This window comes from Nocardioides sp. P86 (assembly GCF_023712465.1).
In the GTDB taxonomy this organism is placed as follows: Bacteria; Actinomycetota; Actinomycetes; order Propionibacteriales; family Nocardioidaceae; genus Nocardioides; species Nocardioides kribbensis.
Map to the genome: position 1 here is coordinate 785,802 of NZ_JAMAYE010000001.1, position 17,084 is coordinate 802,885.

At 75.5% G+C, this 17,084-nt stretch carries 17 protein-coding genes; 7 read left to right on the forward strand and 10 right to left on the reverse strand.

The features are described from left to right. Positions 1-40: 40 nt before the first annotated feature. On the forward strand, positions 41-754 hold the full coding sequence (locus M3673_RS19060) for a PepSY domain-containing protein (RefSeq protein WP_193665161.1): 714 nt from the start codon (positions 41-43) through the stop codon (positions 752-754). A gap of 54 nt (positions 755-808) precedes the next feature. On the opposite strand, the gene M3673_RS03635 is transcribed toward M3673_RS19060, so the two are convergent. Further along, positions 809-1,258: a MerR family transcriptional regulator gene (locus M3673_RS03635; protein WP_200918917.1), complete on the reverse strand. Its 450-nt coding sequence runs from the start codon at positions 1,256-1,258 to the stop codon at positions 809-811. Positions 1,259-1,576: 318 nt separating this feature from the next. Between M3673_RS03635 and M3673_RS03640 the strand changes: the two genes are divergently transcribed. Next, on the forward strand, positions 1,577-3,031 hold the full coding sequence (locus tag M3673_RS03640; protein WP_374108187.1) for a SulP family inorganic anion transporter: 1,455 nt from the start codon (positions 1,577-1,579) through the stop codon (positions 3,029-3,031). Positions 3,032-3,071: 40 nt separating this feature from the next. Here M3673_RS03640 and M3673_RS03645 read toward each other — a convergent pair whose 3' ends face one another. Further along, complete coding sequence (locus M3673_RS03645) at positions 3,072-4,097, reverse strand: lipase family protein (RefSeq protein ID WP_251531650.1); 1,026 nt, start codon at positions 4,095-4,097, stop codon at positions 3,072-3,074. Positions 4,098-4,241: 144 nt separating this feature from the next. Then, complete coding sequence (locus tag M3673_RS03650; protein WP_251531652.1) at positions 4,242-5,501, reverse strand: hypothetical protein; 1,260 nt, start codon at positions 5,499-5,501, stop codon at positions 4,242-4,244. A gap of 200 nt (positions 5,502-5,701) precedes the next feature. Here M3673_RS03650 and dapD point away from each other — a divergent pair, with 200 nt between their 5' ends. Then, on the forward strand, positions 5,702-6,679 hold the full coding sequence (dapD, locus tag M3673_RS03655) for a 2,3,4,5-tetrahydropyridine-2,6-dicarboxylate N-succinyltransferase (RefSeq protein ID WP_251531653.1): 978 nt from the start codon (positions 5,702-5,704) through the stop codon (positions 6,677-6,679). A 76-nt stretch (positions 6,680-6,755) separates the two neighbouring features. Next, positions 6,756-7,724 carry a hypothetical protein gene (locus tag M3673_RS03660; RefSeq protein ID WP_056862275.1) on the forward strand — a complete coding sequence of 323 codons (969 nt, stop codon included), beginning with the start codon at positions 6,756-6,758 and terminating at the stop codon, positions 7,722-7,724. A gap of 10 nt (positions 7,725-7,734) precedes the next feature. On the opposite strand, the gene dapC is transcribed toward M3673_RS03660, so the two are convergent. Together dapC and fdxA are read right to left on the reverse strand one after the other, a co-directional pair. Further along, complete coding sequence (gene dapC, locus M3673_RS03665; RefSeq protein WP_251532772.1) at positions 7,735-8,859, reverse strand: succinyldiaminopimelate transaminase; 1,125 nt, start codon at positions 8,857-8,859, stop codon at positions 7,735-7,737. Continuing rightward, positions 8,856-9,182: a ferredoxin gene (gene fdxA / locus M3673_RS03670; RefSeq protein ID WP_056862274.1), complete on the reverse strand. Its 327-nt coding sequence runs from the start codon at positions 9,180-9,182 to the stop codon at positions 8,856-8,858. The genes dapC and fdxA overlap by 4 nt, the downstream gene beginning before the upstream one ends. 76 nt (positions 9,183-9,258) lie before the next feature. Between fdxA and M3673_RS19540 the strand changes: the two genes are divergently transcribed. Then, complete coding sequence (locus M3673_RS19540) at positions 9,259-10,263, forward strand: GNAT family N-acetyltransferase (RefSeq protein WP_251531654.1); 1,005 nt, start codon at positions 9,259-9,261, stop codon at positions 10,261-10,263. A gap of 6 nt (positions 10,264-10,269) precedes the next feature. On the opposite strand, the gene M3673_RS03680 is transcribed toward M3673_RS19540, so the two are convergent. Then, positions 10,270-11,226 (reverse strand): DUF389 domain-containing protein, encoded by a 957-nt coding sequence (locus M3673_RS03680; protein WP_193665191.1) that lies wholly within the window; start codon positions 11,224-11,226, stop codon positions 10,270-10,272. Between the two features lie 110 nt (positions 11,227-11,336). Between M3673_RS03680 and M3673_RS03685 the strand changes: the two genes are divergently transcribed. Then, positions 11,337-11,684: a hypothetical protein gene (locus M3673_RS03685; RefSeq protein ID WP_056904673.1), complete on the forward strand. Its 348-nt coding sequence runs from the start codon at positions 11,337-11,339 to the stop codon at positions 11,682-11,684. A gap of 50 nt (positions 11,685-11,734) precedes the next feature. On the opposite strand, the gene M3673_RS03690 is transcribed toward M3673_RS03685, so the two are convergent. The 4 genes from M3673_RS03690 to M3673_RS03705 form a co-directional block, all read right to left on the reverse strand. Continuing rightward, the gene (locus M3673_RS03690) at positions 11,735-13,507 is read right to left on the reverse strand and encodes a VanW family protein (RefSeq protein WP_251531657.1); all 1,773 of its coding nucleotides are present in this window, start codon (positions 13,505-13,507) and stop codon (positions 11,735-11,737) included. 47 nt (positions 13,508-13,554) lie between these two features. Beyond that, positions 13,555-13,947, reverse strand: coding sequence for a hypothetical protein (locus tag M3673_RS03695; RefSeq protein WP_251531659.1), 393 nt, complete (start codon positions 13,945-13,947; stop codon positions 13,555-13,557). 77 nt (positions 13,948-14,024) lie between these two features. Next, positions 14,025-14,993, reverse strand: coding sequence for an N-acetyl-1-D-myo-inositol-2-amino-2-deoxy-alpha-D-glucopyranoside deacetylase (gene mshB / locus M3673_RS03700; protein ID WP_056862268.1), 969 nt, complete (start codon positions 14,991-14,993; stop codon positions 14,025-14,027). Between the two features lie 109 nt (positions 14,994-15,102). Continuing rightward, positions 15,103-15,849, reverse strand: coding sequence for a (deoxy)nucleoside triphosphate pyrophosphohydrolase (locus M3673_RS03705; protein WP_251531661.1), 747 nt, complete (start codon positions 15,847-15,849; stop codon positions 15,103-15,105). A 47-nt stretch (positions 15,850-15,896) separates the two neighbouring features. Between M3673_RS03705 and M3673_RS03710 the strand changes: the two genes are divergently transcribed. After that, positions 15,897-17,039, forward strand: coding sequence for a DMT family transporter (locus M3673_RS03710; protein WP_251531663.1), 1,143 nt, complete (start codon positions 15,897-15,899; stop codon positions 17,037-17,039). The last annotated feature ends 45 nt before the right edge of the window (positions 17,040-17,084 follow it).

Genomic DNA, 17,084 nt, shown 5'->3' on the forward strand with positions numbered 1-17,084 from the left:
GGAGACCTCGAGGAAGACCACCCCGATCCAGGAGACGACCATGACGAAGACCGTCCGCACCACGACCGCCACCCTCACCGGCCGCACCCCCGGGCGTCGCCTGCGCCGCAGCCTCGCCGTCGCGGCCGTCGTCCCGCTGGCCCTCGGCCTGGCCGCCTGCGGCGACTCCGACGACGACAACGACGACGTCACCGCCCCGGCGCCCACCGCCACCGTCACCGAGACCGCCTCGGCCTCGCCGTCGACCGGCTCCTCCGACGACGCCTCCGACGACGCCTCGACCGGCGGCTCGGCCGGCGGCTCCGGCGACGAGCGCGCGCTCCTCGCCGCCGCGGCGACCGCCGTCGGCTCGGTGCAGGGCAGCACGCTCTTCTCCATCGACCGCGACGACGCCGGCGGCTGGGAGATCACCGTCGTCGACGGTCAGGGCGTCGAGAACGACGTGGTCGTCTCCGCCGACGGCTCCTCGGTCGAGCGCGGCCCCGACGTCGACCAGGACGACGCCGACGACCAGGACGACCTCGCCGAGCGCCAGCAGCTGCTGAACGACGTGCAGGTCGACTACCGCCAGGCCGTCGAGGCCGCCCGCGGCGAGGTCGCCGGCGGCGTGGTCGAGGACGTCGACCTCGACCTGGAGAACGGCGCGGCCGAGTGGGAGGTCCAGGTGCAGGACGGCACCACCGAGCAGACCGTGCGCATCGACGCCGTCTCCGGCGACGTCAGCGGCACCGAGACCGACAACGACGACGACTGACCGCACCCCCGCGCCCTCCGGGCGCCCCCCGGCCGGACCCGGCGGGGTGGGTCGTCAGGGGAGGTGGCGGCCGAGGAGGTCGAGGAACTCGTCGGCCATGGCGAGCTGCCGCACGAGCTTCTCGCGGCGGGCGGCCGCCTCGGCCTGCACGGCGGCGAGCCGCTCGCGGGCCGCGGCTCGCGGGGCGCCGGGGCCCGTGTCGGGACCGGGGCCCTCCTCGGCGAGGAGGTCGAGGTCGGCCAGGGCGGCGCCCATCTCCTCGAGGCTGAAGCCGAGCGGCTTCATGCGGCGGATGAGCAGGATCCGCTCGACGTCGCGCTCGGTGTAGAGCCGGAAGCCGCCGTCGGTGCGGCCGGAGGGACGCAGCAGGCCCACCTCGTCCCAGTGGCGCAGGCTGCGCAGCGACAGGTCGGTGCGGGTGGCGACCTCACCGATGTGCATGGCGCGCGCCTCCGGGATCGGGTCGGACGGGTCGGCCGCGGGGCCGGCGGTCTCCTCGCTCACCTGGGTCTCCTCGGTCGGTGGGTGTGCTCGCGCAGGCGTCGGGCGGGAGCGATTTCAACCCTACCCTCACGTAAGGGTAGGGTTGTGCTCAGACTTCCGCCGGCGACGACGCCGGCAGCGCGCCCGGCGCGCACCACCCTCCCATCCCGTCCACCGACGCCCCAGACCGCCCGCGCACGCCGCGGCGGACCGTTGAGCGCCGGTGTGCCCTGCCCCGAACGGAGCCTCGTGACCACGACCCCCTCCCTGCCGGCCGACGTGCCGGGCTCCCGCCCCGACGCCACGCCGCCGGCCCGCCAGCCCGGCGTCCGCGAGGCGCTGCGCTCCCCCGCGCTGCTGCGCACCGAGGTGCTGGCCGGCCTCGTGGTGGCCCTGGCGCTGATCCCCGAGGCGATCTCGTTCTCGATCATCGCCGGCGTCGACCCGCAGGTCGGCCTCTTCGCGTCCTTCACCATGGCCGTCTCCATCGCCTTCCTCGGCGGGCGCCCGGCGATGATCTCCGCGGCCACCGGGGCCGTCGCCCTGGTCGTCGCCCCAGTGATGCGCGAGCACGGCTACGACTACCTCATCGCCACCGTGCTGCTCGGCGGCGTGCTGCAGGTCGTGCTCGGCCTGGCCGGCTTCGGCCGGCTGATGCGCTTCATCCCGCGCTCGGTCATGGTCGGCTTCGTCAACGCCCTGGCCATCCTCATCTTCCTGGCGCAGGTGCCCTACCTCGTCGACGTGCCGTGGCTGGTCTACCCGATGGTGGCCGTCGGCATCGCCGTCATGGTCGGCCTGCCGCGCGTCACGACGGTCGTGCCCGCTCCGCTGGTCGCGATCGTCGCGCTCACCGGCTTCACCGTGCTGGCCGCGCTGTCGGTGCCCGACGTGGGCGACGAGGGCGAGCTGCCCGACTCCCTGCCCGCGCTCTTCGTGCCCGACGTGCCGCTGTCGCTGGAGACGCTGCAGATCATCGCCCCCTACGCCCTGGCGATGGCGCTGGTCGGGCTGCTGGAGTCGCTGATGACCGCGAAGCTCGTCGACGACCTCACCGACACCCACTCCGACAAGACCCGTGAGTCGTGGGGCCAGGGCACCGCCAACGTCATCACGGGCTTCTTCGGCGGCATGGGCGGCTGCGCGATGATCGGCCAGACGATGATCAACGTGAAGGCCTCCGGCGCCCGCACCCGCATCTCCACCTTCCTCGCCGGCGTCTTCCTGCTGGTCCTCGTGGTCGGTCTCGGCGACGTGGTCTCGATCATCCCGATGGCCGCGCTGGTCGCGGTGATGGTCATGGTCTCGGTCGGCACCTTCGACTGGCACTCGGTGCGCCCGCAGACGCTGCGGCGCATGCCGCGCTCGGAGACCGCCGTGATGGTGGCGACCGTCGCGGTCACCGTGGCCACCCACAACCTCGCCATCGGCGTCGTCGTCGGCGTGCTCGTCGCGACGACCCTCTTCGCGCGCCGCGTCGCCCACCTCACCGAGGTCGACCGCGAGGTCACCGTGGGCAGCGACGGCGAGGAGACCGCGGTCTACCGCGTCACCGGGGCGCTCTTCTTCGCCTCCAGCAACGACCTCTACCGCCAGTTCGACTACGTCGGCGACCCCGCGCGCGTCGTCATCGACCTCAGCGAGTCGCACGTGTGGGACGCCTCCACCGTGGCCTCCCTCGACGCCATCACCACCAAGTACGCCGCGAAGGGCAAGCGCGCCGACATCGTGGGGCTCAACGAGGCCAGCGCCGAGCGCCACGAGCGGCTCACCGGACGGCTCGGCTCCCACTGAGCCGGGCCCACTGAGCCGGGCCGGGCCACGGGGCCCGGGGTCAGCGGGCGTAGGGCGCCAGCGGCGGCTCGGCGGTGACCATCGGCGAGGTGGCGCTCGACCGCGCGGTCTGCGCGAGGGCCGCGGCCACCTCGGCCGGGAAGGTGACGGGGTCGACGTCGGGCATCAGCGGCTGGCCGCAGGTCGCGGTGGGCACGCGGTCGAGCCGGGCCGGCCCGCGGTGCTCCAGGGCGTCGAGGCCGATCAGCCAGGCGGCGTTGTCGTAGGCCATGCCGAAGTGGTCGACGACCTCGGTCGGGCAGAGGTCCTGCACCGCGACGTTGGTGACGTTGCTCCCGGGGGCGAGGTGGGCCGAGGTGCTGGGCACGACGACCTCGTCGTAGCGCGTGCTGATCGCGGTGTAGTCGACCCGGTCGTAGGTCTCGCGTCCGCGGTTGAGGGCGGTGAGGAAGTCGGAGCCGGCCAGCTGCTGCCAGTTGGCCGGGGTGCAGCGCCCGAGGGTCTCGCAGACGGCGCCGAAGACCTCGGTGCCGTGGTGGGAGGAGGAGAGCCCGACGTAGTCGTCGACCATGCCGCGGGTGTCGGGCCAGTACTTCAGCGCCCAGCGGCCGACCATGCCGCCCTGGCTGTGGCCCACGATGCTGATGTCGCGCCCGGCGCGGCGGTGCATGAGGCGGATCGCGCGCACGACGTACTCACCGTTGACCTGGATGTCGGCGTTGGCGCTGTCGGGCGACTGCAGGTCGCAGTGGGCGCGGTCGCGGGCGTCGAGGGCGCGGTCCCAGTTCCACGACCAGTTGGCCTCGGCGCTCGACGTCGTGCCGTGCAGGAGGAGCACCGGAGCGCGGCCGCGGGTGAGGTCACCGGCGCAGTCGAGGGCCTCGAGCACCTGCGCGCGCGTGGGTCGCAGGTCGGGCCCCGGCGCACCGGCACCGGCCGCCCCGGCCGGTCCGACCGTGAGGGCCTCCACGCCGGTCAGGGCGCTCACGAAGGCGAGGGCCGCCGCGGCGAGGGCGACGGCCGGGCGCAGCCGGGCGGTGGACGGGCGGAGCGGCGTACGGCGCACGGGAGCGGCCTCTCGGGGGGAGACGGGATCACCCGCCCAACGACGCCCGGTGGCGATGGTCACGCGCGGCAGCCCCCGGCGCGGCCTCGACCCGGGCGACCGGGGCGACCGGGGTCCACCCGGACCCGCCGTCGTCCTGCCAGGTCAGCGGACAGCGGGCTCGGTGACCGGCAGCTCGAGCACGCGGGTCAGCAGGGCGCGGGCCTCGGCGCGCTCACCGGCGTCGCGCAGGTGGGCCGCGGCGTCCTCGGCGGTGCGCACCGCCAGCTCGACGTCGACGGGGCCGGCGGCGAGGAGCAGCCGCGCGCAGACCCGCGGCGGGCAGCCGGACTCGAGCGCGGCCACGGCGAGACGGTGCAGCAGGCCGGCGCGCACCGCGGGCGGCACGGTCTGCTCGACCAGGCGCCGCACGGCGTCGTGACGGTAGGCGACCCCCTCGGGTCCCTCGCGCAGCAGGCCGGCCGCGACCCCGGCGCTCTGCCAGCCCGCCCCCAGGGCGTGGTCGAGCAGCCCGCTCGGCGCCCCCGCCCCGGCCAGCGCGAGCACGGCCCAGGCGTCCAGGTCGCGGTCGCCGCCCCCGGCCACGACCCCGCCGACGACGACGGGCAGCACGTCCTCGAGGCGGATCGCGGTCTGAGACGGGTCGGGCGCCCAGCGCACGAGGTCGAGGGCCGCGCGGGCGTCGGGCAGGTCGAGCAGCGCCGTCAGGCGGCCGGGCTCGCCGCCGCTGGCGCGGGCGTAGCCGGCGGCCAGCGAAGAGCCCGGCTCGACCTGCTCCCCCAGCGCTCGCGACACCACCTCGGCGACCGCGGCCCGGTCGAGGCCGGGCAGGTCGAGGACGCGCGCGCCGGGGAGGTCCTCGAGCGCGGGCACGGCGCCGTGGGCGCCGACGACGACGGCGACGCCGGACTCCCGCGCCGCGACCGCGAGCAGCGACTGGGCGGTGGGGCCGAGCAGGTGGGCGTCGTCGACCACGAGCACGACCGGGGAGCCGGGGGCGATCCCGCCCGGGCCGGGCAGGGCGCAGACGCCGCGGCCGGCGAGGCGGCGGCTCACCTCGTCGGCGTCGGCGGGACGCACCAGCGCGGGGCGGCCGTCGAGCTCGCCGAGGAGGGTGTCGAGCACGCCCACGTCGTCGGCGGCCCAGCGGTCGGCGGCCGTGGCGAGGCAGCGGACGCCGGTGGCCGCGGCCAGGGGCGCCACGGTGGCCAGGGCCGCCGAGACCCCGGTGCCCGGTCGCCCGCGCAGCACGAGCACCCCGGAGCTGTGCACGGCGTCGGCGATCTCGGGCAGCAGGTGGGTGCGGCCCGGCAGGGCCGACGGGAGCGAGGCGGCGGACCCGCCTGCGCCGGCTGTGGTGGACGGTGTCGCCCTCGCGGACGCCGTGGCGTGCCTCTCGCTCATGGCTCCCCCCGAAGCGCCGGCTCGTCCGACCCCCCGCCGGACGTCTCCAGGTTAAGCCCCACGGCGGCGAGCACCACACCGCCTCCCCAGGATCGGGGTCGGGCGGGTGGCAGCGCGCCTCGCCCGCGGTGGCGGGTGCTGCCGTCCGGGGTCGTGGACCGCGGACGAGCCGCGGGGCGGGCCCGCCTAGGCTTGCCGCCGTGACTGAGGCCAACGACCCGACCGCCACCCCGACCCGCGCCTGGGCCCACGGCCTGGCGACCGTGACGAGCGACGACACCGTGCTGGACGTGTGGTTCCCCGAGCCCCGCCTCGGTGACACCCCGGCCGACGCGACCGCCCCGCGCGAGCTCACCGACCTGGTCGGCGGCGACGAGGCCCGTGGCGTGCGCCGTGAGGTGCGCCTGGTCGAGATCGCCGACCTGCAGGCCGACCCCACCTCCACCGAGGACGTCTGGCTGCGTCTGCACCTGCTGTCCTCCCGCCTGGTGCGCCCCCACACGATCTCGATGGCCGGCGTCTTCGGCCACCTGGCCAACGTCGTGTGGACCTCCGCCGGTCCCTGCGCCGTGCAGGGCTTCGAGCTGACCCGCGCCCGGCTGAAGGCCCGCGGCCAGCACGTCACCGTCTTCGGGATCGACAAGTTCCCGCGCCTGGTCGACTACGTCGTGCCCGCCGGCGTGCGCATCGCCGACGCCGACCGCGTGCGACTGGGCGCCCACCTCGCCGAGGGCACCACCGTCATGCACGAGGGCTTCGTGAACTTCAACGCCGGCACGCTCGGCGCCAGCATGGTCGAGGGCCGCATCTCCGCCGGCGTGGTGGTCGGCGACGGCTCCGACGTCGGCGGCGGCGCCTCGATCATGGGCACGCTCTCCGGCGGCGGCACCCAGGTCATCTCGCTGGGCGAGCGCTGCCTGCTCGGCGCCAACGCCGGCATCGGCATCTCGCTCGGCGACGACTGCGTGGTCGAGGCCGGCTGCTACGTCACCGCCGGCACCAAGGTGACCCTGGTCGGCGAGCGCGACGAGGCCGGCGAGCCCCGCGTGGTGAAGGCCCTCGAGCTCTCCGGCTCCGACAACGTGCTCTTCCGCCGCAACTCCGTCTCCGGCGCCGTCGAGGCCGTCGCCCGCACCGGGCAAGGCATCGCGCTCAACGCCGACCTGCACGCCAACTGAGGCGCGGTCGAGGACCCACAGCCGCCGACCGGCGCGTTCTCAGGTGGTTCTTGGCCGGTCCCAGGAGAATCGACCCATGAGGACCTCCGTGATCGCCGCGGGCTCCGCCGTGGCCGCGCTGGGGGTCGTGGGGGCCGTCGGCTACGGCGTCTACCAGGAGGTGGCGCCGTCGCTCGACGGCGACACCTGCGTCGCCACCGTCGACGGCCGCTCGGTCGAGCTGAGCGTGGAGCAGGCCGAGAACGCCTCGCTCATCGTCGCGACCGCCGTGCGCCGCGGCATGCCCGCCCGCGCGGCGTCGATCGCCCTGGCCACGGCGTACCAGGAGTCGAAGATCGTCAACATCGACTACGGCGACCGCGACTCCGTCGGCCTCTTCCAGCAGCGCCCCTCGCAGGGCTGGGGCACCGTGGAGCAGATCCTCGACCCGACCTACGCCACCAACGCCTTCTACGACGAGCTCGAGGAGGTCGACGGCTACGAGTCGATGGAGATCACCGTCGCCGCCCAGGCCGTGCAGCGCTCGGCCTTCCCCGACGCCTACGCCGACCACGAGGACGACGCCCGCGTCATCGCCTCGGCGCTGACCGGCAACTCGCCGGCCGCCTTCACCTGCGAGAGCGACGACTCCGCCGAGCCCGCCTCCGACACCCTCGGCGACAACGGCCTGGTCGCGCGGGCCGAGCGGGTGCGCCGCGACGTCGACCGCCACTTCGGCCGCCAGGCCGTCGGCGGCTTCGCCCCCGGCGGGGTCAGCACCGGCCACATGGAGGGCTCGGCGCACTACGAGGGCCGCGCCGTCGACCTCTTCTACCGCCCGGTGAACCCGACCAACCTGGTGCGCGGCTGGGCGGTGGCGCAGTACCTCGTCGCGCAGGCCGAGCGCCTCGACGTCGCCACGGTCATCTACGACGCGAAGATCTGGACCTCGGGGCGCGCCGACGAGGGGTGGCGCGACTACACCCCCGACACCTCCGGCCGCTCCCCCGAGACCGCCGCGATCCTGGAGCACCGCGACCACGTGCACGTCGACGTCCTCGACTGAGCCGCCCGGGTCAGCGGGTGAGGCGCTCGACGGCGGCGTCGACCCGCTCGTCGGTGGCGGTGAAGGCGACGCGCACGTGCTGGCGACCGGCGACGCCGTAGAAGGCCCCGGGCGCCACGAGGATGCCGCGCTCGGCGAGCCAGGACACGGTGTCCCAGCAGTCCTCGTCACGGGTCGACCAGAGGTAGAGCGAGGCCTCGGAGTGGTCGACGCGGAAGCCGGCGTGCAGCAGCGCCTCGCGCAGCCGGGCGCGGCGGGCGGCGTAGACGGCGTGCTGGGCCACGACGTGCTCGTCGTCGTCGAGGGCCGCGGCCATCGCGACCTGCACCGGGCCGGGCATGATCAGGCCGAGGTTCTTGCGCACGGCGAGCAGCTCGGCGACGACCGCGGTGTCGCCGGCGACGAAGGCGGCGCGGTAGCCCGCGAGGTTGGAGCGCTTCGACAGCGAGTGGACCGCGAGGATCCCCTCGAGCGAGCCGCCGTTCACGTCGGGGTGGAGCACCGAGACCGGGGTGGTCTCCCAGGCGCACTCGAGGTAGCACTCGTCGGAGACCAGCAGGGCGCCGCGCTCGCGGCACCAGTCGACGACCTTGCGCAGGTGCTCCGGCGGCAGCACCCGCCCCGAGGGGTTGGACGGCGAGTTCAGCCAGACCAGCGCCGGCGTCTCGGGGCCCAGGGAGGTCAGCGAGTCGGTGGCCACGGCGCGGGCCCCGACGAGGGCGGCGCCGACCTCGTAGGTCGGGTAGGCCAGCGCGGGGTAGGCGATGAGGTCGCCGGCGCCCAGGCCCAGGTGCAGCGGCAGCGCGCCGATGAGCTCCTTGGAGCCGATCGACGGCAGCACCTGGTCGGTCCCGAGGCCGCTCACGCCGTGGCGGCGCGCCAGCCAGTCCACGACAGCCTGGCGGGTGCGCTCGAGGCCGACGGTCGTCGGGTAGCCCGGCGAGTCGGTCGCGCCGGCCAGGGCGCGGCGCACGACCTCGGGGGTCGGGTCGACGGGCGTGCCGATGGAGAGGTCGACGACGCCGTCGGGGTGGGCGCGCGCCCGTGCGGCGTGCCCGGTGAGGGCGTCCCAGGGGAAGTCGGGCAGGCGCGCGGAGACGGTGCCCCGCGCGCCCGGCCCGGCCGTGTCGCTCAGTGGTCCTGGTTCTGCGGGGGGAGAGCGGCGATGAAGGGGTGGTCGTGGTCGATCTCCCCCATCTTCGCGGCGCCGCCGGGCGAGCCGAGCTCGTCGAAGAACTTCACGTTGGCGTCGTAGTAGTCCTTCCACTCCTCCGGCGTGTCGTCCTCGTAGAAGATCGCCTCGACCGGGCAGACCGGCTCGCACGCACCGCAGTCGACGCACTCGTCGGGGTGGATGTAGAGCATCCGCTTGCCCTCGTAGATGCAGTCGACGGGGCACTCGTCCACGCAGGCGCGGTCCTTGACGTCGACACACGGCTGGGAGATGACGTAGGTCACCGGGATCCTCCTGGGAGTGGAGATCCAGGCCGGGGCCTGGGGGTGCTGATGGACTCCCACAGCCTAGTATCCCGGCGTGCCCGACGCCGCCCCCGCCCACCGCTTGGGTCCGCACGTCGTGGGCACGCGGGTCGTGGTGAGGCGGATCGTGCGCGGCGGCGGCGCCTCGGGCGACGAGCCCGAGACCGGCCCCACGGGCGGGCCGGCCTTCACCGACCTGCTCGGCACGTGCACGGCCTGGGGCGCCGAGACCTGCACGATCGCCCCGGAGCGGGGCGAGCCGGTCGAGATCGCGCTGCGCGACATCGTCTCGGGCAAGCCGGTGCCGCCGCGCGCGTCGGTGCGCCAGCGGGTCTCGGCCCGCGAGGCCGAGGGCCACTCCTTCTCGGCCTTCCCCGACGTCGAGCGCCGCGACCTGGGCGACTGGGTGGCCCGCACCGACCCGATGCCGGTGGGAAGGCCCTTCAAGCGCGCCAACTCCTGCCTGGCCGTGGGCGACCCCGGCGTGCCGGTGGCCGAGGCCCTCACCCGGGTCGAGGCCTTCTACGCCGAGCGCGACCGGCCCCCGCTGCTGCAGGTCGAGGCCGACGGCCCGGTCGAGGCCAACGCGCTCGCCGCGGGCTGGCGGCTGCTGCCGCACGGGGAGGTCGAGTTCCGGCTCGGCTCGCTGGCCGCCGTACGCCGGCGCCGGCGCGGCCTCGCCCCCGCCGTCGACCGCACCCACGTGGAGGTCACCGGCGACCGGGCGCTCGCGGTGGTCGCGACCTCGGCGGGCCGCATCGCCGAGGGCCGCGCCATCCTCGACGGCGACTGGCTGGGGCTGCACGCGCTCAAGGTCCGCCTCGAGCACCGCCGCCAGGGCCTGGCCGGCGAGGTGATGGACGCGCTGCTGGAGTGGGGCGCCGAGCGCGGGGCGAGCACCGTGTGGCTGCACGTCGAGACCGACAACGAGCCCGCCCTCGCCCTCTACGACGGCCTGGGCCTGCTCCCCCACCACCTCACGCGCTACCTCGTCCCGCCCGGGGTCGCCGCGTGGCCGGGCGACGGCTTCACCGGCGGCGCTCCGGGCAGCGGGACCTGAGCCCGGTCACGACAGCCGGCGGAAGAGCCGCTCGCTGGCCACGGTGATCGGCGTCCACCAGAGCCGCATCACCACCAGCACCAAGGTGCCGGCGATGATCATGCCGGCGACGTTGAGCCCCAGCTGGGCCAGCGACCCGCGGATCTCGCCGCCGTCGAGGAAGGCCAGGCCGAGGGCGAGGTTGCCGGCGGCCGGCACGGTGGTGACGCTGATGAACACCCCGACCATGGTGGCGGTCTTCTCGATGGCCAGCGCGAGGGCGCCGGCGGCGCCGGCGACCAGGGCGACGATGAAGGACCAGCGGTCGGGGTGCCAGATGAAGCCGGTGTTGGGCCGCTCGCGCACGACCTCCTCGAGCGTCACCAGCCCGGTCGCCCGGGCCAGCACCGCCAGCAGCGTCACGACCACGATGGCGAGCAGGAACGACAGCACGAGCAGCCGGAGTCCGCGGCCGACGAGCCCCCAGCGACCCAGCAGCAGCCCGGCGCAGGTGGCCGCGATCGCGCTGAACTCCGGGCCGACCACCATCGCCCCGATGACCAGCACCGCGGAGTCGGTGATCACCGCGACCGCGGCCAGCACGACCGCGAGCACGAGGAACACGTGGAAGGACACCGTGGGCACGGCGCCCGCCTCCGCGGCCGCCTCGACCGACTCCCAGATCACGGCGTCGTCGGGGTGGCCCGGGGCGGCGCGCTCGAGCCGGTCGGCGGCGTCGAAGGGCGTGCCGGTGGGCGAGGTCACCACGATCCCGCCGCGCTCGCGCAGCCCCAGACGGGTCAGCTCGCGGATCACCGGTCCGGCCTTCTCCCGCGCCACGTCGGCCTCGACGAGGTCGCCGGCGGGCTCGAGCACCACGCCGCGCTGGAGGGTCACGTTGGTGATCCAGTCGTGGCGGCAGAGGGTCTGGCAGACCGACTCGGTCAGGTCGGCGGGCGCGGTCACGCGCAGGTGGAGCAGCACGCGCCCAGGCTAGAGCGGCCGACCTCGTCGGCTCCGACGGGCCCGGGTGCGCGCCGGACACGCCGAGCCAGTAGTTCGCCTAACTCACCTAGGTCAGTATGGTTACGCGCATGATGACCGACGCCGGCCTCCCCCAGCCGTCTGGCTGCCAGCCCCTCGACCCCCGCGTGGCGATCGACACCGCGGTCGAGGCGCAGGAGGGGCGGATGTGCGTGCTGCGGGGCACGGCGTGCGTGCACGACGCCACCGTGGCCATCGTCGAGGTCAGCACCGACGGCGGCGAGAGCTGGCACGAGGCCACCCTCACCGGGCCCAACGAGCCGGCCGGTCCCGTCGAGTGGGAGCACCCCTGGGTGCCCGAGGCCCCCGGCGTGCACACCCTGCTCGCCCGGGCCACCGACTCGCGCGGCCGTCGTCACGACGTGGGTCGCGACCGGCTCCGCGTCTCCCCGGCCTGAGGTCGGGGCCCTGGCCGGGCCCAGGCCGGACCCGTGGCAGGAAGCGCGGGTCAGCCGCGCCCGGCGCCCGCCGGCGGGCGGCAGATGATGGTGTCGGAGGGGATGTAGTCGGTGTGGATCTTCTCCTGCTTGACCAGCTGCTCCTCCCCGGGGCGACGGAAGTAGCGCCACACGTCGACCGAGAAGCCGGAGTAGCCGGTGTTGGGCAGGCAGTTCTCGGTGCTGAGGGTCTGCGTGGCCGGGGCGGTGTAGTCGTAGCGCTCGGAGGTCCGGGTGGTGATGTCCCAGGTCTTCGTCGACCAGATCGAGACCGTCAGCACGCCCTGCGACGACGGCGTGCTGTCGGAGAAGGCGGTGTCGACCAGCACGCCGTGGTCGGTGTCATTGCGGAAGCGCAGGTCGACCGCGCCCCACACGACGGTGGCCTCGCGGCCCACGGGGTAGCGGTCGATGTAGACCGAGTGCGCCTTGTGCTCGACGTCCTCGAGGCCGGCGAAGAAGGCGGCGTTGTAGGTCGTGGTCGCCATCTGCGAGACGCCGCCGCCGAGGTCCTCGACGAAGACGCCGTCGCTGATGATGGTGCCGGTGGTGAAGCCGTTCTCGACCGTGCGCTCGCCCACGATGTCGTTGAGGGAGAAGGTCTCGCCCGGCTTCACGACCGTGCCGTCGACGATCTCCGCGGCGCGGCCGATGTTGACGTTGCGGTACTCCGCGTAGGGGAAGTACGTCGTGAACGACGACACCCGCTCGCGGATCCCCAGCGCCCGGGCGTCCTTCGTGGTGAAGTCGGGCCGGGCCACGGTGGCCTCGACGTCGACCTCCCGCCTGCCCTCGCGGCGCGTCAGCACGTCGAGGAAGTCGGCGGCGACGTCGTCGGGGTCGTAGGAGACCCCGGGGCGGCCCGGCACGACCTGCGGGCGGCCGTCGACCAGCGCGACGGTGGCGTCGACGGGGTCGTCGGAGGTGGTCATCGAGTCGACCAGCGCGCTCAGCGCCTCGGTGTCGACGCGCGGCTCGAGCTCCCCGTCGACGGGCTCCATCGAGAGCGCCTCGCGGTAGTCGGCCGGCTGCAGCCGCAGCGGCGTGCCGTCGAAGCGCAGCACGACCGAGGCCGACAGCGCGGGGTTGGCGAAGTCGTCGAGGCCGGCCTGCACGTCGGCGGCGTCGATGTCGGGCTCCACCACGACAGGCTCCAGCTCGACGCGGCGGTCGGCGCGGCGCTCGGCGACGTACGCCGCCTCCAGCGCCTCGCGGACCTCCTCGGCGTCGAGGGCGCGGCCCTGCTGCGGGGAGACGGTGCTGACGCCCGCGGGACCGAAGACGACCTCGCCGTCGACCGCGGGAGCACCGGCCTCGTCGTCGAGGCGGGTCACCAGCGCGTCGAGCGCAGCGGGGTCGACGTCGACGACGGCCTCGAGGTCGTCGCCGCCGGTGTAGTAGTCCCACAGGCGGCGCGGGTCCCAGGTGCGCTCGCCGCCCGCGGCCTCGACCGAGGCGAGGTGGTCGACCGAGAGCCCCGCGTCGGCGGGGCTGAGGCGCAGCGGCTCGGCGTCGGAGCCGGCCACCGAGACCCGCAGCCGGCCGCTCTCGCGCTCGGCGAGGCCCTCCTCGAGGGCGGCGACCGCGTCGGCCTGGGTGCGCCCGCCGATGTCGACGCCCGAGACGGCCGTGCCGCGCGGCACCTTGTCGCCGGCGGTGAGGGCCAGTGCGGCGTAGCCCCCGCCGGCGAGCAGCGCCAGCCCGCCGATGACCGCGGCGACGACCTTGCCCCCGCTCCCCTCGCGGTCGGGGCGGGGCGGCTTGGCGTCGTCTCGCGGGCTCACGACCCCCATCCTAAGGAAGGCTCCGCGCCGCGCCCGGATCCCCGGCCCTACGTCGGCGGCGCAGGGTCGCCGGCGGGGTCGCCCGCCTCGGGGCGCAGGCCGGGCGGCGCGCCGCGCGGGCGCAGCACCAGGGTGGTCACGTCGGAGACGACGACGACCACGACGACCAGCCCGAGGCCGAGCAGCAGGTAGCCCGCGACGTCCTGGGCCACGAGGTAGCCCGACCCCGGGGAGCTCTGCAGCACGACGCCGAGCACGACCACCCAGCCCAGCGCCCACGGCGGGCGCGCCCACCACGACCGCGGCAGGGCCCACGCCGTGGCCAGGGTCGCGGCCGCGCCGAGCAGCAGGCCCCACCACAGCGGGTGCACCAGCACGACGGCGGTCGCGGTGGCCGCGCCCACCGCGACCAGCAGCGCGGCGGCGAGCACGCGCAGCACCAGCCCGACCGGCCCCGGTCGGGCTGCTCGCCCCGGTGCCCCGGGGTGCGCCGGCGCCTCGGCCACCACGGGCGGGGTCAGCCCGCGTCGCCGGCGAGCCCGGCGAAGAGGTCGCTCTCGAGCCCGTCGTCGCCGACCGGGCCCAGGGCGCCCTTCACCAGGCGGTAGAACTCGACGCCCCAGGCGGCGGCGCCGACGTTGTTGGACAGCGCGAAGAAGGGCCCGTCGAGGGTGACCTGCGTGGGGTAGGCCCGCAGGGCGTCCATCTTGCGCTCGACGTGGTCCTGGGCGTCGACGGCGCAGGACAGGTCGTCGTCGGCGGTCACGAAGTGCGGCAGCGGGCCGTCGGGGTCCATGCCCTCGAAGGAGGTGGTGTCGCCGGCGTCGCGCAGGGCGCGCAGACCGGCGCGCATGCGGCTCTCCGACATGGCGCCCCAGTAGACCTTGGCGATGTCCCACGCCGCCCCGAGGTCGGGGCGGTAGGACGGCACGGCCGCGAGCTGCGCGGCGTACATCGCGACGCGGTGGGCCTGGATGTGGTCGGGGTGGCCGTAGCCCCCGAACTCGTCGTAGGTCACCAGCACCTGCGGGCGCACCTCGCGGATCACCTCCACCAGCAGGGTGGCGGCCTCCGTGAGGTCGGCGCGGGAGAAGGCGTTGTCGTGCACGTCGTCGGCGGCGACGGCGTGGCCGTCGGCGTGCCACTGCATGCCGGAGTCGCGGTAGTGCCCGAAGCCGCCGAGCCAGCGGTGGTCGGTGACGCCGAGGGCGGCCATCGCGTCGGCGATCTCGCCGCGGCGGTGCTCGCCGAGGCGGTCCTCCTTGTCGGCGGCGAGGTGCTCGAGCTCGGGCACGAGGATCTCGCCCATCTCGCCGGCGGTGCAGGTGACGAGGGTGACCGAGCGGCCCTGCGCGGCGTACTGCGCCATCGTGGCGCCCTGGCCGATCGTCTCGTCGTCGGGGTGGGCGTGCACGAGGAGCAGCCGCTGCTCGGCGGGCGTGGCGGCGGGCGGCTGCTGGGAGGCGTGGGCGGGCGCTGCGGGCATGGCGAGGATCCTAGGGACGAGGTCCGACAGGGGCGGAGGGTGCCCGGCCGCGGGGGTCCGCCGCCGTGCACCGCGACCGGCGCACCGGCCGGTCAGTGGCCCCAACGCCTCACTGCGGCTTTTTGATCCGCCTCGGCGCGCTCGGCAGGTCCAGCGGCGGCGCGGGCGGCGCGTCGGGGGCGTCGAGGCCCTCGTCGAGCCAGCCGTCGTGCTCGTCGCAGAGCACGTCGAGCACGAAGGCGGGGGCGTCGGTGACCACGGCCCAGGGGTGGTCCTCGTCGTCGTCCTCCCCGGCCAGGCGCTCGCGCTCGACGTGGGCGTCGTAGCCGTCGGCGCGCAGCCGGCGCTCCACGGCGCGGGCGTCGTCGTCGGAGAAGAACACCGCGCGCGCCGAGGCCACCGGCGCGGTGAGCAGCACGTGGCGCAGCTCGGGCAGGAAGGGCCGGTCGGGCTCGAGCCAGTCGAGGTCGTCGAGCTCGTCGGGGCCGACCCAGGCCAGCAGGTCGTGCTCGCCCGGCTCGGGCTCGCCGCGCACCAGCCGCGCCGTGGCCACCCGCAACGTCAGCCCGGGCCGCACCGCGACCCCGTCGGCGGTCGCCCCGGCGGCGCCCGCTGCGGGCCCCGTCGCCGGCCCCGTCAGCGGTCGCAGCCACCCCACCACCTCGACCTCGCACCCCAGCTCCTCGGCGACCTCGCGCACCAGCGCGTCGCCCGGGGTCTCGCCGGCCTCGACCTTGCCGCCCGGCAGCTCCCAGCGTCCCGCCGCCTCCGGCGGAGCCGTACGCCGCGCGGCCAGCACCCGCCCGCTGCGCACGAGCGCCGCGCCCACCACCAGCCGCTCCCGCTGCCCGTCCACGAGCGCGACTCTAGGTCTCCCGCGCACCGGTGGTGCAGGGTGGGCCCATGCTGTCTCGGGGACCTCGTCGCGCGCCCACCCCGTCGGCGGCGCAGCCGGCCGGCTCGCGACCCGGCGCCGACCGGGACGCCGACCCCGCCACCGACCACGGCCGCCACCACCCGCACCTGCCGCACCCGCAGGTGCCGCTCGTGCCGGCGGCGGCCTTCGTGGTCGTGTGGTCCTCGGGCTACATCGCCGGCCCGCTCGGCGTCGAGGCGGTGGAGCCGATCACGCTGCTGGCGCTGCGCTTCGTGGTGGCCACGCTGCTGCTGGGGGCCTGGGCGCGGTGGCGCCGCGGGCCGATGCGGCTGCCGCGGGGCGTGCTCGTGCGGCTGGGCGCGGTGGGGCTGATGATGAACGGGTTGCAGTTCGTCTTCATGTACCTCGCCTTCGACGTCGGCCTCGGCGCCACCCTCGGCGCGCTGATGCACTCGCTCTCCCCCGTGCTCACCGTCGTGCTCGCCGGGGTGCTGCTGCGCGAGCGGGTCACCCGCGTGCAGGTCGTCGGCCTGGTGGTGGGCGTCGCCGGCGTCGTGACGATCCTCGGCCCCGACATCGAGGAGGCCGGCGGGGCGGTCGGCCTCACCCTCGGCGTGCTCAGCACCCTCAGCCTCTGCCTCGGCACCCTCGGCCAGCGCTGGACGGCCACCACCCCCGCGTCCCCCCGCCCCTCCGACTCCCTCGAGGAGGCGGGCGCGGCCGAGGCGGGCGCCACGCCGCCCGGCGAGGCGATCGACCCGGTGTGGGCGGCGGTGGTGCAGTTCGCGGTGTGCGCCGTGCCGCTGGTGGCGCTCGGGCTGCTGCTCGAGGGCACCCGCCCGGTGCACGACCCCGTCGTCGCGGTCGCCACCGTGGCCTGGCTCGGCGTCGTCAACTCCATCGTCGGCCTGCTGCTGCTCGGCGCGGTGGTGCGCCGCGGCGGCGCCGGCGCCTCGGCCAGCGTCTTCTTCCTCATGCCCCCCGTCACCGCCGTGATGGCCTGGCTCTGCTTCGGCGACACCCTCGACGCCCGCGAGCTCGTCGGCCTGGTCGTGGCCGTGCTCGGTGTCGCCGTCGCCACCCGCTCCGCCCGCCCTCACCCCGACGGTGGTCGAGGAGGGAGCCCCAGCCCCGGTGCTCGAGGAGGGAGCACCAGCCCCGGTGGTTGAGGAGGGAGCGCCAGCGACCGTCTCGAAACCACGTCCGCCCGGGGA